The sequence below is a fragment of the Flavobacterium ovatum genome (assembly GCF_040703125.1).
Lineage (GTDB): Bacteria > Bacteroidota > Bacteroidia > Flavobacteriales > Flavobacteriaceae > Flavobacterium > Flavobacterium ovatum.
The window spans coordinates 806,665-822,235 of sequence record NZ_CP160035.1; the positions used below are offsets into that span (position 1 = coordinate 806,665).

The 15,571-nt window shown below is 31.6% G+C and carries 13 protein-coding genes; 5 read left to right on the forward strand and 8 right to left on the reverse strand.

Annotated elements, in window-relative coordinates:
* Positions 1-20: 20 nt before the first annotated feature.
* The 5 genes from ABZP37_RS03570 to ABZP37_RS03590 form a co-directional block, all read right to left on the reverse strand.
* Positions 21-2,147 (reverse strand): DEAD/DEAH box helicase, encoded by a 2,127-nt coding sequence (locus ABZP37_RS03570; RefSeq protein ID WP_366185680.1) that lies wholly within the window; start codon positions 2,145-2,147, stop codon positions 21-23.
* A complete protein-coding gene (locus tag ABZP37_RS03575) occupies positions 2,147-3,460 on the reverse strand; it encodes an ATP-binding protein (protein WP_366185681.1) in 1,314 nt (437 codons plus the stop codon). Before ABZP37_RS03575 ends, ABZP37_RS03570 begins: the two co-directional genes overlap by 1 nt.
* Entirely contained in the window at positions 3,457-6,033 is a 2,577-nt protein-coding gene (locus tag ABZP37_RS03580; RefSeq protein ID WP_366185682.1) for a tellurite resistance TerB C-terminal domain-containing protein, read from the reverse strand. The genes ABZP37_RS03575 and ABZP37_RS03580 overlap by 4 nt, the downstream gene beginning before the upstream one ends.
* Before the next feature lie 355 nt (positions 6,034-6,388).
* Entirely contained in the window at positions 6,389-6,736 is a 348-nt protein-coding gene (locus tag ABZP37_RS03585; protein WP_366185684.1) for a hypothetical protein, read from the reverse strand.
* Complete coding sequence (locus ABZP37_RS03590) at positions 6,733-7,530, reverse strand: type II toxin-antitoxin system antitoxin SocA domain-containing protein (protein ID WP_366185686.1); 798 nt, start codon at positions 7,528-7,530, stop codon at positions 6,733-6,735. Before ABZP37_RS03590 ends, ABZP37_RS03585 begins: the two co-directional genes overlap by 4 nt.
* Before the next feature lie 793 nt (positions 7,531-8,323).
* Between ABZP37_RS03590 and recA the strand changes: the two genes are divergently transcribed.
* From recA to ABZP37_RS03610, 4 genes are all read left to right on the forward strand, one after another.
* Positions 8,324-9,331: a recombinase RecA gene (gene recA / locus ABZP37_RS03595; protein WP_366187470.1), complete on the forward strand. Its 1,008-nt coding sequence runs from the start codon at positions 8,324-8,326 to the stop codon at positions 9,329-9,331.
* Between the two features lie 145 nt (positions 9,332-9,476).
* Positions 9,477-9,890 carry a hypothetical protein gene (locus ABZP37_RS03600; RefSeq protein ID WP_366185688.1) on the forward strand — a complete coding sequence of 138 codons (414 nt, stop codon included), beginning with the start codon at positions 9,477-9,479 and terminating at the stop codon, positions 9,888-9,890.
* A gap of 16 nt (positions 9,891-9,906) precedes the next feature.
* A complete protein-coding gene (locus ABZP37_RS03605; RefSeq protein ID WP_366185690.1) occupies positions 9,907-10,449 on the forward strand; it encodes an RNA polymerase sigma factor in 543 nt (180 codons plus the stop codon).
* Positions 10,446-11,825: a hypothetical protein gene (locus ABZP37_RS03610; RefSeq protein ID WP_366185692.1), complete on the forward strand. Its 1,380-nt coding sequence runs from the start codon at positions 10,446-10,448 to the stop codon at positions 11,823-11,825. The genes ABZP37_RS03605 and ABZP37_RS03610 overlap by 4 nt, the downstream gene beginning before the upstream one ends.
* Here ABZP37_RS03610 and ABZP37_RS03615 read toward each other — a convergent pair.
* Entirely contained in the window at positions 11,776-12,561 is a 786-nt protein-coding gene (locus ABZP37_RS03615; protein ID WP_366185693.1) for a lysophospholipid acyltransferase family protein, read from the reverse strand. The genes ABZP37_RS03610 and ABZP37_RS03615 overlap by 50 nt on opposite strands.
* Positions 12,562-12,799: 238 nt before the next feature.
* On the opposite strand from ABZP37_RS03615, the gene trpS reads away from it, so the two are divergent.
* Positions 12,800-13,774 carry a tryptophan--tRNA ligase gene (gene trpS, locus ABZP37_RS03620; RefSeq protein ID WP_366185694.1) on the forward strand — a complete coding sequence of 325 codons (975 nt, stop codon included), beginning with the start codon at positions 12,800-12,802 and terminating at the stop codon, positions 13,772-13,774.
* 73 nt (positions 13,775-13,847) lie between these two features.
* On the opposite strand, the gene ABZP37_RS03625 is transcribed toward trpS, so the two are convergent.
* Together ABZP37_RS03625 and ABZP37_RS03630 are read right to left on the reverse strand one after the other, a co-directional pair.
* Positions 13,848-14,390, reverse strand: a complete 543-nt coding sequence (locus ABZP37_RS03625; RefSeq protein ID WP_366185696.1) for a DUF3575 domain-containing protein — start codon at positions 14,388-14,390, stop codon at positions 13,848-13,850.
* A gap of 143 nt (positions 14,391-14,533) precedes the next feature.
* Complete coding sequence (locus ABZP37_RS03630; RefSeq protein WP_366185698.1) at positions 14,534-15,538, reverse strand: glycosyltransferase family 9 protein; 1,005 nt, start codon at positions 15,536-15,538, stop codon at positions 14,534-14,536.
* Between the last annotated feature and the right edge of the window lie 33 nt (positions 15,539-15,571).

Genomic DNA, 15,571 nt, shown 5'->3' on the forward strand with positions numbered 1-15,571 from the left:
TCACAAAGATAAAACTATAATCAAGCATTTTCTATTAATTTCATATTAGAAACAAACTTTGATGTCTGTTCCATATCAAAATATTTATCCTTCAAAAGCTTTACCTGATACTTTTTAGGCAAATAAACTCCCCATTTAGAAAAATCTAATAAAACAGGATTTGACTCTAAAAGAGTAGAAATATGTGGGTCAATATCACTTAATGGTAAGGATATAGAATTCCATTTAGAAATTAATTCTTTTTTTGCAACTTGAATATAAAATGAACTACTTGCATCGTCCAAAATATTTGTTATTCCTGCTATATTCAAAAGTAATTGAATGGTCCTATTTACTCGTGTTCCTGTAAAAGTAAAAAGTTCTATTTTTTTGTCGGATGATAATAATGGACGGTCATATTCTAAATCTTGAATATTAAAAAATGAAAAATCTTTTCGTATTATTTCTAATTCATCAGAACTAAGTTCGTCGAGAAAATCATAATTTACTTCTGAATAAAGAATATCAAGTATTTTTTCTCTTATCTTATGATGTACTGCACCACTGTTACCAAAAAACATTGGTTTTTTTCCATCTCTAGCGGGAATTACTTCAATCTTTTTTGCTTTGAGGTCTACATATTTAATCTTCCAAATTTTGGCGGAAAGTAAAATATTTTCATCTTCAATAATTTGCGGAGAAAAGGGAACTTCACCAATTTTATTACCAGCATTTACTACCTTAAAATTTTCTTCGGTCTTAAAGACGCTATAAAATTCGCGGCTGTTAACCACTTTTTCTCCTTCTATTCCAATTATAACCTCCTGTTGAATTCTCTCAAGGAAGTCTATTTCAATTAAATGATTAATAATTTCTTCAACTTCAAATAATTCAATTCTTTTAAAAGCAGAGTTTTCAAGAAGCTGACTTATTAAATCAGGGATTTTAATTCCTGAGTATCCTTTAGTTATTGACAGTGCTTGATGCACTAAAATATCATAAGGCTTTTCATTTGTCTGTGGCGGTTCAATATAACCTTCTTCGTATAACAACCAACAAGCTATAGATTGAAGCAGACTCCATTCATTTGTAGCGTATAAATATAAACTGCTACTCTCTCCTTCTTTTCGTCCGCTTCTTCCCACACGTTGAATTAAAGAAGAAATACTATTTGTTGCATCAATTTGAACAACTGCGTCAACGGCTCCAATATCAATACCTAATTCTAAAGTAGATGTACATGAAATACAAAAATTCTTTCTGTCGTTGTTTTTTGCAAAATATTCAACATATTCCCGAACTTCTCTATCAACTGATGAATGATGTGAAAAATAATTAGAATGACCTTTTACTAATTCAGAAATTTTCCTAAGCTTTACAGCAACCTCTTCTACTCGTCCTCTACTGTTAGGGAAGATTAAAACTTTATTGTCTTTTGTTTCAGTGTATAAATCTTTTAAAAGCTCTAATGGTAAATCAGTATTCTTACTTTTAAAGTATTTAAATATCGCATTAACTTCTTTTACTGTTCTATCTAATAGCACTTTAGTTTTTAATTCATCGCCTGTAAATCTTTTAGCTTCTTCATAATCACCAATTGTTGCCGATAGACCTACAATACTGTATGGTTTTGAATTTAATTGTTGCAATCTAAAAAGAATAGATTTCAATTGAACTCCTCTATCTGTTCCTATAAATGAATGTATTTCATCTATAACAACGTATTTAAGATTTGAAAATAATTGTTTTACGTTGAATGGTTTGTTCACAAACATTGCTTCTAAAGATTCTGGAGTAATCAGAACAATCCCTCTAGGATGTTTTAACAATCTATCTTTAATTGTTTTATTTGCTTCTCCGTGCCACTTTACAACATCTACATCAAGATTTTTACACAGTTCTTCCACACGGTAAAATTGATCATTAATTAGAGCAATTAAAGGCGAAATATAAAGAACTTGAACGCCAGGCTCATTGAAGTCAACTTTTGAAAGAATAGGCAAAAAAGCAGCTTCTGTTTTACCTGACGCTGTTCTTGATGCTAAAATATAGTTATCATCAGATGTTAGAATCCTTGTTATAGCGGCTGCTTGAATTGGGCGCAATTGTTCCCATCCTTTATCACGAATAAATTTTCGTATTGGTTCTGAAAGTAGATCAAACGCCATTATAATTCTTCTATACTATCTAATGAGAATTCAGCAGGTCTTTCATCTGAAATTTCAATTTCTCCAAATAATTTATTCTTATCTACTGCTGGGTTTTGACGGATGATATTTAGTATGTTTAAAAAATCTCGGATAACTTCCCTAGGAGTTAAAAATTCTGATGCCCCAGGTTTGTTAAATAATTCTTCCATAAATTTCTGAATATCATCATCATTGATTGACAATTCAGTTTTGTAATTGTAATCAAATATTGCTTTTAAATTTTTAAGCAATACAAATATTTGATTATGATCCAAAGGGAGCAAACGAATAACTGGTTGAGCAAAATCTCTTATTTCAGCAGTTTCGTATTTATTAGTTACCAATCTTGTTTTTAAAGCATCATAACTAAAAAAGCCTCTACGTTGATTCTCTAAAACTTCCTTTGTACCTGCAAAGTTGAAAAATAAATTAGCAACTTTTCCTTGAAAACAATCGTTGTAAATGGTTAATATTTTTTCATAATTTTTCTCTCTAATAGCAGAATTCGAAATTTTATAAAGATTGATAGCTTCATCAAGATTAACCATAAAACCACTGTACCCCATACTAACAAATAGTTTACAGAAATTTTTAAGCATGTCATAATAATTCAGATCATTGATAATTTCTCTAATTCCTAAATCTTGCCTCGCTTCAGTTTTGGTTCTGTATTCACCCTTTAACCATTTTAAGGCATTTCTTCGTAATTGTTCATCGTCTTTAATATAACCTTCATAATATTTCATTACAACCAATCCAAAATCAAAACCACCAACATCAGTAATTTCGTTGATGGTTTTCATAATATTAGTCTGAATCATACTTAAATAATTTTCATTGCGAATTTCAGTCAATGAAATATTATTTTCTTCAGCTGTTTTAGTAACAACCTGCTCAATCCATTTTTCTAATAGTGTTGGCAATGCTCCACCTTCAGGCTTTGTCTGAATGGAAACATTATCCATAATGGCGGTATAAAGAGCAACCGCTTTTCCATCATTAGAATACAAACGATTATCTGGAGTAAAATCTGCGTTAGCTACAACAAATTTCTGCTTTAAGGCAACAGTATTTAGCAGGTGAAGCATAAAGGATTTTCCTGAGCCAAAATCACCAATCCAAAATTTCACCATACTATGACCATTTTTGACATCATCTAAGGCAGTAACAACTGCATTAATTTCTTCTGAACGGCCAACGGCAATATGCTGCACACCAATTTTTGGAACTACTCCTCCAATTAATGAATTGATAATTGATGTCGCTTCTTTAGGTTTAATATTTTTTATCATTTTATAGAAATTTTTTGAAAATAGTCTGTGTTTATAATATAAAAATCATCTTCTTCCTCAATTAATACATCGTCCAAAAGGTCATAACAAATGTCGTTAATGCTTTCTATTAATTGGTTCTTAAATAGTCCCTTTGATTTTGCAAATATTTCAAAATCAATTTGTGAAATTGAGAAGTTGTTTTTAGCAAATAATTCTAATGTGGCTATATGTATTTCGGTAAACTTTATTTCATCTATGAATGTTGACTTGTAAAGTTCTTTATTCATCTGAGGAATTTCAATTTTAATTTCATGTTTATTTACATCTTCAAATTCTATTACGGAAACTTCTTCATCTAAGTCATCTTTTAAATATTCATTTAAAAGATCAACAGTTTCTGAATGTTGTTCTATAACTTCTTTGATCGAAGTTCTATCAAGTTGAATTATTTTTCGTTTAACTTTGTATACATTAGAGATTAGGTCTAGAGCTTTGTCAACATTCCTGTCTTCAATTAATCCACTAATAATATTTTCAAAAATTAGCGATTGCTCATTTGTATTAAACAAAGTCTTTTTGATGGTTTTTGGCAACTGTTTATTATTGAAATTGTTAGATTCCAAATCGTAATACAAATAACAAACATAAAAAGTTAGAGATGTTTCTTTATCGTATTTCGATATAAACTTTGAAGCTTCAAAAAATATATTTTCAATTGAAGGATTTTTTTCATTTAGTATTGCAAGAGAATAAATAGCGTCAATAAATTCTCTAGAATTTTCATTATAATTTGTCGTTAATTCCTCAAACTTAATTTTCCAACGATTTGTGTTTTGTGAATATAGTTCAACCTCAGTTGCTTCATCTGGAAGAGAAACTTTAGAAATTAATAAAACAATTAATTTTCTGACCTTAGAAATTACCTTAGTCTCATAGATAATTTCTGTATCCTCTTTTTTATAGATATTAATATCTAATTTTCGTTTATGCCCATAATATTCACGGACAGCATTTTCACAATGTTTAAAAATATTAGTATGAATTTCATATATTGCTAAGTTTAAATAATGATTATAATTTTCAGTTCCTGCATCATAATTAAGATGCCTTTCTGTAAGCAACTTTGCAACAGTTGAAAATTCAGTATTTAAATTCGTTCCTTCTTCAATATACTTGATTTCTAATTCTGACATTAAAGAAATATATAGTTTAGTGATTTCAAGTGAACAATATTCAATATCAAAAAATCTATTACTTGGGTTATCAATATTATTAAGAAGTTGTATCTCTTCTTCGTTCAGTTTTAGTTTTTCCTTGTATTTGATTCCTAGTTTCCAATACTCTTCATACGAATATACATCTTCATTCTTAAATGTATTTAAATTAGACTTTTCTCTCTTCTGTTTACAAAAAGAATCACAATAAGGTTTTGTTACAGGATAATGTTGCCCTAATATTTTACCTTCATTTTCAAGTTTAAAAATATCTTTATGATTTTCATATTCACTTAATAAATCGAAAAGTAATATAAAAGCATAATTTGTATTTCCCTCCAAGTTAAGGTAAACACCATTTAAAAAGTTGCTTTTGAAAATAGAATAGAACTGTTTTTGCTCATTGGAAGCTCGAACGATTTCAGAAAAATAATAAATATATTTTTGCTTCCAATAAGGAACCTTCAGTACTTCTAATAGATTCTCTTTTTTTATCTTATAATTTTCATTCGTAATATCAATTACTGATTCATCATTTTGAATATTTTGAAAATCATCTGATATTTTATCATTCTGTAAAATATCAATAATATTTGAAATTGATTCATTTTGTAATGCCTTTTCCTCTTTTATTATATTTTCATAATCTGTGTTTATAGAAAAAACTGCATTGTTATATGGCTTTTTTATAGTATCTGAATTTTCGTCTAAATGTAATCCAAAATCAATTGTTGATGTTTTCTGGACTAGAAAAGAAGAACAATATGACTTTGTTTTGGGATAATGTATTCCTAAATTTTTAAATTGTTCCTCAAGTTCCCCTATGTTTTTGTGATTTTCATATTCCTTTAAAAGATCAAATAACAAGATGAATGCGTAATTTGTGTTACCATCCAAATCAATAAAAACATTATTCAAAAACTGATCTTTAAATATTTCATAAAAAAAAATTTGTTCACTAGATGCTCTATTTATTTCAGAATATGAGTAAATATATTTGTGTTTCCATTTAGGGACATCGATATTGTATTTCAAATTATCTGAAGGAATAATAGTAGTAACTTGGTTTATAATTGAATTAGACTGATTAAGGTCTTTAGAACTTAAAGTCATTTGAGAAACTTTGATATCTTTCAATTTTTCTTTTAATAAAAAATTCCGCTTACTTTTTTTCTGTGTATTATATTTAAAATTGAATTTTTCATCTGAAATTGTTATAAATATTAGAGAATCAATTATACCAATCAATAAAGGAATATAGGTCCAACAAAAAAGTATTGACAAAACACCTTTTACTGTCTGTCCTAAATAGAATCTATGAATTCCAATTCCTCCAAAAAATAATGCAAATATGGATGCTGTTCTTCTATTTTTCATTTGTCAGTAAAACTATCATTTTCTTGTTCAGTACAGTTCTTATAAATAATTTCTAATATTTCTTTCATTTGGTATTGTTGCTTATTTATACATTTTTCAAATATATAAACAAAATAGCACAAATAAATATTGTCGAAATTTTACTGCCTATGTTTAAAGAAAAGGTTGACAAATATTAGTTACTATGTCAAATTTATGAAGAAGAAAATTAAATCCATTACGGTTTTCCGTAATCAGAAAAAATTTCTTTCAATATAATATGTTATTGTTTTGCTCTAAAAAGTATATAGTTCAAGTTTCTATTAAAACTTCCGCTGAAATTCGGTGCAAAAGCCATAAATTAAAACCTACATCCCTACCCAAAATACTCCAAAATCCGCGCTCTGTCTTCATTCTCTTTATCATTTTTGTGATAAAGCCCAATAAATACAATGCGTTCTTCTTCTTTGAAATGAGCATAAACCAATCGTAGTCCTGAGTTAACTCCTTTTCCTTTTAGGGATTTACAGGCAATCTTCTTTATTTTGATGACACAATTTGCAATACCTAGATTATCTATTCTGTAACTAAATGGCGGTCTATCCTCTGGAAGAATTTCTAATATTCTTTTTACTGTTTGAATATCATCAACTAAGGTTCTGTACTTCTTTAAAAGATTTTTAAAATCCTTATTATAGGGAGCAATCTCTTCGAATATAATCATAACGCATCCTCTTCTTGGTAGTTTCTAACAGAGAATGGCGGTTCACGATAAAAAGCCAGTTCATAATTGATGTCTTCCCCTTCCTTTGAAACTATCCAAGGAATGTCTTTATGAGAGTAGTTACTAACTGCAGAAGCTGACCAATCACTCATTTGCTCAATGACTCTGTCAATAACTTCTTTTTCACTAGCCATCAATTCTGTCAAATCTGCTTTTTGCAATGGGATATAACGGGTTTGGGGATAGCCGTGATAATCGGTTTTCAATCGCTGAATCTGATTACTTTCGATCATATCATTCAGAATGCTGTCTAAGTTTTGAGGAACTGGACCAAAAGGCAATTTTCTATAAGTAGCACCGGTCATTTGCTCTTCATACAATTCGTAATAGTTAAAATCTGAAAAATAGAGCAACTTATACAAAACCGTTTCTCCAACATTGGGTTTGCCAGCGCAATGCTCCAAAATGTACAGCAGAATATTTTTCATTTTACCAACATTCAACGAAGGAACTGAAATTCTTTCGGCTGCTGTTTCTATTTTCTCCTCTTCGGAAAAACTTAAAGTTTCGGCTGAAAAATTTTCAGACATAAAGTCGTCAAGAGAAAAACGGAGTACTTGTGCAAGCTTTTGCAACTCTAGTACATTCAGACTTCTTTTCCCCAATTCAATTTGAGTTAAAGAAGGTCTAGAAATACCTATCCGCTTCGCTAGGTCTTCTTGAGATAATTGTTTTCTCTTTCTTAGCGCAACAATTCGTTCCCCTATTTGATCTTGTGAAATTTGAAACATCATGATTTTGAATACTTTAGTTAGTTTACAAATATACAAAATGTTTCAAGTTAAAACATATAAATGATAGAAAATGAAACAAAAGTCCTTTACTAATTATTTAATTGTTTGTCCATTTTGGTTTTGAATTTACTGTTATATAATGGTTCATGATTGTCTGGTTGAGCACTTCGACTATCGCTCAGTACAGGCTAAAGTCGAAACCTCGCTCTATGGAATAGTAAATAATCTCGACTTCGCTACCTATGACGTTTTAGTTCAAATACCTGACTTACAGGTACTTAAAAAAACACGTCCCTAGCCCCTCTCAAGAGGGGAATTAGAAGTGCTAACATTCAAATAACGTCATTTTATATTGCTTTTTTTAGAATAAAAATTACTCCTCGATGTGACAAAATTCAAAACAGTAAATTCAATGATAAAATAGTATTATTCAAAATCCCAATCGTCTTTTAGCCCTGACAGTTCCGAACGATCGGAAGAAAAGCCTTTATGGTATGAAAACCCCTTTTTTCTTGTAACGACAGAGCGACTCCACGCAATTCAGGAGAAGCTCATGTCTATACTTAGAAAAAGGGTTTGAAGACCATGAAGCTTGAAAGGTATAGCAGGAATAGCTCCTTAAAAAAAAGAAAAAAATTATTCTTAAAACTGAAATTTTTGACCAAAAAAAGAAGTATTTTTACGGAACTTTAGATATAAATAAAAACCAAATTGACACTACAATTACCCTTATTGTCAGTTTATTAGAGTGCAAAAACAACACAAATTAATGAAAGAAAAGGTAAAAGAGACGATGAGTTCAGAGAAAGAAGCCAAATTAAAAGCGTTGCAATTAACGCTTGATAAACTAGACAAAACCTACGGAAAAGGTACGGTGATGAAAATGGGGGACAAAGCAATTGTGGAAGTCGAAACCATTTCTTCAGGTTCTTTGGGTATCGATTTAGCCTTAGGAGTAGGCGGTTACCCTAGAGGTCGTATTGTTGAAATTTACGGACCAGAATCTTCTGGTAAAACAACGTTGACACTTCACGCGATTGCTGAAGCTCAAAAAGCAGGTGGAATTGCAGCATTTATTGATGCTGAACACGCTTTTGATAGAGGATATGCAGAAAAATTAGGTGTTGATATAGAAAACTTAATCATCTCACAACCAGATAACGGGGAACAAGCCCTTGAAATTGCCGAGAACTTGATTCGTTCTGGAGCAATTGATATCGTGGTTATTGACTCGGTTGCTGCTTTGACTCCAAAGAGTGAAATTGAAGGTGAAATGGGTGATTCTAAAATGGGATTACACGCACGTTTGATGTCTCAAGCTTTGCGTAAATTAACAGGAACAATTAGTAAAACAAACTGTACGGTTTTCTTCATCAACCAGTTGAGAGAGAAAATTGGTGTGATGTTTGGAAATCCCGAAACAACAACGGGTGGTAACGCCTTGAAGTTTTACGCTTCGGTACGTTTGGATATTCGTCGTTCTACTCAAATTAAAGATGGTGACAACGTACTAGGAAATAGAACGAAAGTTAAAATCGTAAAAAATAAAGTAGCACCACCTTTTAGAACGGCAGAATTTGACATCATGTATGGTGAAGGAGTTTCTAAAACAGGTGAAATCTTAGACTTAGCAGTTGAATTTGAAATCGTGAAAAAAGCGGGTTCTTGGTTTAGCTACGGTGATACCAAATTGGGGCAAGGTCGTGATGCTGTTAAATCTTTAATCAAAGACAATCCTGAATTAGCAGATGAATTGGAAGTGAAAATTAAAGCTAGAATTAAAGAATTGGCAGATAACTAATCCTTTATAATAACAATACAAAAATGCTCGAATGTGAATTCGAGCATTTTTTTTATCTTTATCTATCGTTTTTTGAAAAAAGACGCAACCTTTCTCAAACATTTTCATCTTAAAAGAATATACTATTAACCCTAAAATTTGAAAAATGAAAAAGATTTTATTATTATTCGCTTTAATGACGGTACTCATAAGTTGTACTAAAGACAATGTTCCTTCTGACACCTACACCTTTCATGTGCTTCCTGTAGAAAGCTATGAAGTTCCTGCCACTTTTACTTTGGGTCAAACATATGAAATCAAATTAAAGTACCAAAAACCTACTGCTTGTCATTTGTATCAAGGTATTTATTATACAAAAGATTTTAATACTAGAACTATCGCCATCCAAACTGCAGTAAAAGATAACGAAGTATGCACTACTGAAGTACCGCCTTTATCTGAAGCATCCTTTAACTTTATAGCCAGTGAAACAGGCTCATACATCTTTAAATTTTACAAAGGAAAAGATACTGATGGCACTAACTTATTTGAAGAAGTTGAAATTCAAGTAACTGAATAATCAATAGTAGAATTCTGTGATAGTAGAAGAAATCATTAAAGAATGTAAAAAAAATAACCCCAAGGCACAGGAACAACTCTACAATTTGTTCGTGAAAAAGCTCTTTGGAGTCAGTTTGAAATATTCTAATAGCTACGCAGACGCGCAGGACAATTTACAAGATGGTTTTTTGATTATTTTTCGAAAAATAGAACAGTTCTCCGGCAAAGGCTCCTTTGAAGGTTGGTGCAAGCGTATTATGATCAATAATGCACTCCAAAAGTACAAAGGAGTTCATTATATGGAAGTATTGAACGAATCTATTGCAACTGTTGAAATCGAATTTGAAGAAGAAGCCATACCACTCGATTATTTGTTACAAATCATTCAAGAACTGCCGCATCAATACCGAATCGTTTTTAGTTTGTATGTATTAGACGGCTATTCTCACCAAGAAATTAGTGAAATGCTCTCCATTTCAACAGGAACTACAAAATCGAATTTACACAGAGCCCGACTTCTATTGAAAGAAAAAATCGAAAATCGAAACAACAACCCTCAAGAATCATCGGCACAATGAAAGAGAAAAAAAATATAGACCGATTGTTTCAAGAACAATTAAAAGATTTTGAAGCAGCACCAAACGAACAGGTTTGGTGCAACATCGCTGCAGAATTAAATAACGACAAGAAAAAAAGACGTGTAATTCCTTTGTGGTTAAAATATTCGGGCATTGCTGCTACTTTACTCTTAGGTATTTTTGGTGTCAAAATAATTGGAAATAAAGATTTTATTACTCCAAATAACACTGTAGTAAATAAAACTATTCCTGAAAAAACACGAAGTATTGTTGATGAAAATAAAGTAGTCCAAGAGAATAATCAAGAAGTAGTAAGAATTTCAACAACTGAAAAATCAATAACAAATCATAATGCGTCAACTGAAAAATTACGCACTACTTCGCATATAAAAACAACGCAAGGTTTCACAAATTTAGATTCAACAACCAAAAGAAAAGCAGCGTTACAACAAGAAAATGCAATAACAAACGCAACTCAAAATAACAATAAAACAATTGCTAATCCATTAGTTATTATCGATAAAAGTAAAATCAAGACTGATGATTTAAATAAAAATATTGCGACTACTAATTTAAAAGAAACTGTTACTAAAACTTCGGATGGAACGAATGAACTGGAAGAGCTTTTAAAAGATAAAACAGAAAATAAAAATGATTTGGCCGAAGTCAGTAAAAGTAAATGGCAAATATCTCCTAACGTTGCTCCAGTGTATCTTCAAACTAATTCGGGAGGATCAGCTATTGATAATCAGTTTTCAAATAATGATAAAAGTGCAAAAACAAGTTTAAGTTTTGGGTTGGGAGTTCAGTACGCTTTAACTTCAAAATTGACCATCCGGTCTGGAATCAATAAAGTAGCTTTGGACTATAACACCAATGATATTATATATGCTCCCAGTTTAGTGACCAATAGTATCGCAAGTATTAATTACGACCCTAATAATGTCATTGAAGTAAAAAACGAAGCCAGATTTAATACCTTATCATCGGCTGAGAAAAATATTCAAAAAACAGAAAACGGAGCCATCAATCAAAAAATGGGTTATTTTGAATTACCAATGGAGGTTTCATATGCTCTTTTGGATAAAAAAATAGGTATTAGTATTATTGGAGGGTTTAGTACCTTATTCTTGAATGAAAACAAAATCTCTTTAATATCTTCTGAATCGAATCTTGAATTGGGCGAAGCCAATAATTTGAATAAAATTCACTTGAGTTCCAATTTTGGAGTTGGATTTAACTACCAATTGGTTCCATCTCTTCAATTTCATTTTGAACCCATGGTCAAATACCAATGGAATACTTTTTCATCTAATTCCAATAATTTTAAGCCAGTGTTTCTAGGCTTGTACTCTGGGGTGAGTTACCGCTTTTAAAATTAAATTCAAGAAGCTGTTTCAGTATCACTGTACGTGTTTCTTCTCGAAGGGCTTTACGCTCTAATGGTATTTTTCCTTGAGTATCAATAGGCGAATGAATTTTCACTCTCATAATCCCAGGACTTCCGCTGAAAAAAGTATATGAAAATCGTTTTTTATTATCTGCAAAAGTAATAGGTACAATTGGGATTTGGTGCTCTATCGCTAATCGGAAAGCTCCATCTTTGAACGTGTCTAACACAACAGATTCGTCATTTGGAACGCCACCTTCGGGAAAAATACAAACGCTCAATCCTCTACTTAATCTCTTTTGAGCCTGCTTAAAAACTTCATTTTTACTTTTAGAGCAATTTCTATCTACTAAAATACAAGTACGTTTGTAGAAAAACCCAAACAAAGGAATCTTAGCCAATTCTTGTTTGCCTACAAAAACAAAAGGATTTTTGACCACAGCCAACATTAACATAATATCTGTCATGGAAGTATGATTGGCAATAATCATATAACTTTTTTTGCGATCTAATTTTTGTTCTTTTTTTACTAAATAATAAAAACCCATTGCAAAAAGAATAAACTTCGCCCAAATACGAGCCATCCTAAAAAAATAAGGATATCCTTTGTACGAAAAGATAGAAATGACCAAAAACGGAAACATAATCAAGATAGGAATAGCCATGACTACGTAAAACCATATCCTCCACAATGTCCAAAAAATAATTTTTATCCCTTTCATGAGTTCAAAAATAAGGAATAGTACGTTAGTTTTATCAAAAACAATTAAATTTGGGGACAATTAGAATTTAAAAACAAATTACTGTTTTAAATAAAGAATATCAGACCAAACAATTTTAAAAGTTAAACCATTAAGAAATTAAGTTTATTAAGTCTTAATTTCTTAATGGTTTAAAAAATAATCTAATGTTTTAATTTGACATTTTTTAAACAAATATAATGGTACATAAAATAAAATAATGGCAAAAATACTTACCGGTGTACAAAGTACCGGAACACCACATTTAGGCAATTTACTAGGCGCAATCATTCCTGCAATTGCATTATCAAACAATCCAGAAAACGAATCATTCTTGTTTATAGCCGATTTGCATTCGATCACTCAAATAAAAGATGGCGAAACCTTACGCAACAATACCTACAGTACGGCTGCCGCTTGGTTGGCTTGTGGATTGAATGTGGATAAAGTTACTTTTTACAGACAATCTGATGTGCCGCAAACTGCTGAGTTAACTTGGTATTTGAGCTGCTTTTTTCCGTACCAACGTTTGACATTGGCGCACTCTTTCAAAGATAAAGCAGATCGATTGGATGATGTAAATGCTGGTTTGTTTAGCTACCCAATGCTTATGGCAGCCGATATCTTATTGTACGATGCCGAAGTAGTTCCCGTAGGAAAAGATCAATTACAACACCTTGAAATTACTCGTGATGTAGCCTCTCGTTTCAACCACCAAATGGGAGAAACTTTTGTGTTACCAGAAGCTAAAATTCAAGAAAATAGCATGTTGATACCAGGTACAAATGGTGGCAAAATGAGTAAATCTGCGAATAATATCATCAATATATTTTTGAATGATAAAGCGTTGCGCAAACAAATCATGGCGATAGAAACGGATAGTACACCACTAGAAGAACCTAAAAATCCAGATACTTGCAATGCATTTGCGATCTATTCGTTATTAGCCAATGAAGAACAATTGGCAACCATGAGAGCCAATTACATAGGGGGAAATTACGGTTATGGACATGCTAAACAAGCTTTGTTTGAGCTGATTGTAGAAAAATTCAAGACCGAAAGAGAAAAATACAATTACTACTTGGAAAACCTGCCGGAAGTAGATGCGTTATTGGAGATAGGAGCCAACAAAGCTTCTGCAGTTGCGACTGGCGTTTTGAAAAGAGTTCGTGCCAAATTAGGGTTTGCAGTGTAACTTGTATTCCTTATTCCAAATAAAAACGGTCTCAACATCCTTCTAGATATTGAGACCGTTTTTATGTTTTTTACTAAAAGCGATACCCTAAACTGATACCACCTCTTCCTACTACTTCTGGACTATTGCTATCTATTAAATTTCTACCAATACCTCCACTGAATTCAAAGACAAAGCCTCTAGGATGAATCCATTTAGCACCAACACTAAAACCTAATGCTAAATCCGTAAATGATTCACCGCCTCTGTTTGTACTGCTATACGTTTGCGTATTATTATTATATACATAATCAACGTACACGCTTTTTTTTCCAGAGTTTAACATAGAAAATCCTTCTACAAAAAATCCTGCAGCTGGTTTTTCACCAAAATAAGCTCTGTAATAAGGAGACAAACTGAAATTTAAATCAGCATCATCTTGTTTTGCATAAAAGACGGAAATACCAACTCCCGAATCATTTGACAATATTCGCTCATAAGTAAACTCAGTTGCTCCAATTACCAAAAACAAAGCATTAGCTTTGATTTCGTTTTTTAACAATGAAGTTGTTTTTTGTTCTTGACCAAAGAAAAATAGAGACGAAAATAGACTCAAAAATAATATTGCTTTTTTCATGTTTTTAACAAATTAGTTGTTTAAAATAAAACAACAAATATATACAAAACAACCTACAATAAAATTTTTAAATATTAAATAATTTAAGGTCAATTTTAAGTAAAAAATAAGTTTAGGAAATCCAGATCGTGCTTTATTTATAGCTATAAATTGGCCTTTATTTTATGAACCACATCTTGAACTGGAATGGTTCGCATCACATTCTCATAACCTGCTACTTGTTTATTCCCATAAACCGAAGTGGGCAATAAAGGATATTGAGTTCTATCAGGAACCAAAACATTATCAAGTGATTGATTGAATGGTAAAAATCCCGCATAAGGATGTGTTGCTCCCCAAAGTGTAACGACCTTCACTCCTAGCATGGCAGCAATATGTGCATTGCCTGAATCCATAGAAAGCATCACATCAAGATTACTTATTAATTGCAATTCTTCTTGAAATTTGACTTTACCAGCTACATTGATAACGTTGGCTTTGTCTTTTGCAAAAGTTTCTAAAATTTCGATTTCTGACTTTCCACCACCAAAAAGGAGAACGGTATAATCTTCATTTTCTGCCAATGAATCAATCACTTCTTGCATCAAGTCTTGAGGATAGACTTTGGATGCGTATTGTGCAAAAGGAGCGACTCCTATTATTGTTTTACAATCTCCTGTAAGTTTCAATAAATCTTGGCTTAAAATAGCTTTTTCGGGAAACTCAGGATTCGATAAATCAATAGAAAGTCCTAATTTTTGAAAGACTTTGGCATGTCTTTGAAGCATGGTAGGCAATTGTTGAAAAACTTTATTTTCGGCTCTAGTCAAAGCTTTTTTTCCAGCTCTTCCTTTGTTTACTGAAGCTACTTTTTTTCCCGTTAAACTAAAAAAAGTACGAACGATTTTAGAACGCAATACATTGTGCAAATCTGCGAAAGCGTCAATATCTAATCTTTTTAATTCTTGAAATAATCGCACCAATCCTGGAAAACCTTTATGCCTTCCTTTTTCGTCAAAAGCAAAAAAAGTAAGATTCGGAATTCCTTCGAAAAAAGGTTTAAAAAAAGGGCGTGAAACTACCGTTAATTTGACCTCTGGATATTTAGATACCAGAGCTCGTAAAACAGGAACCGTCATGGCGACATCTCCCATTGCGGATAGTCTCATAACGGCTATATGTTGTGGTTTTTGCGACAAAAT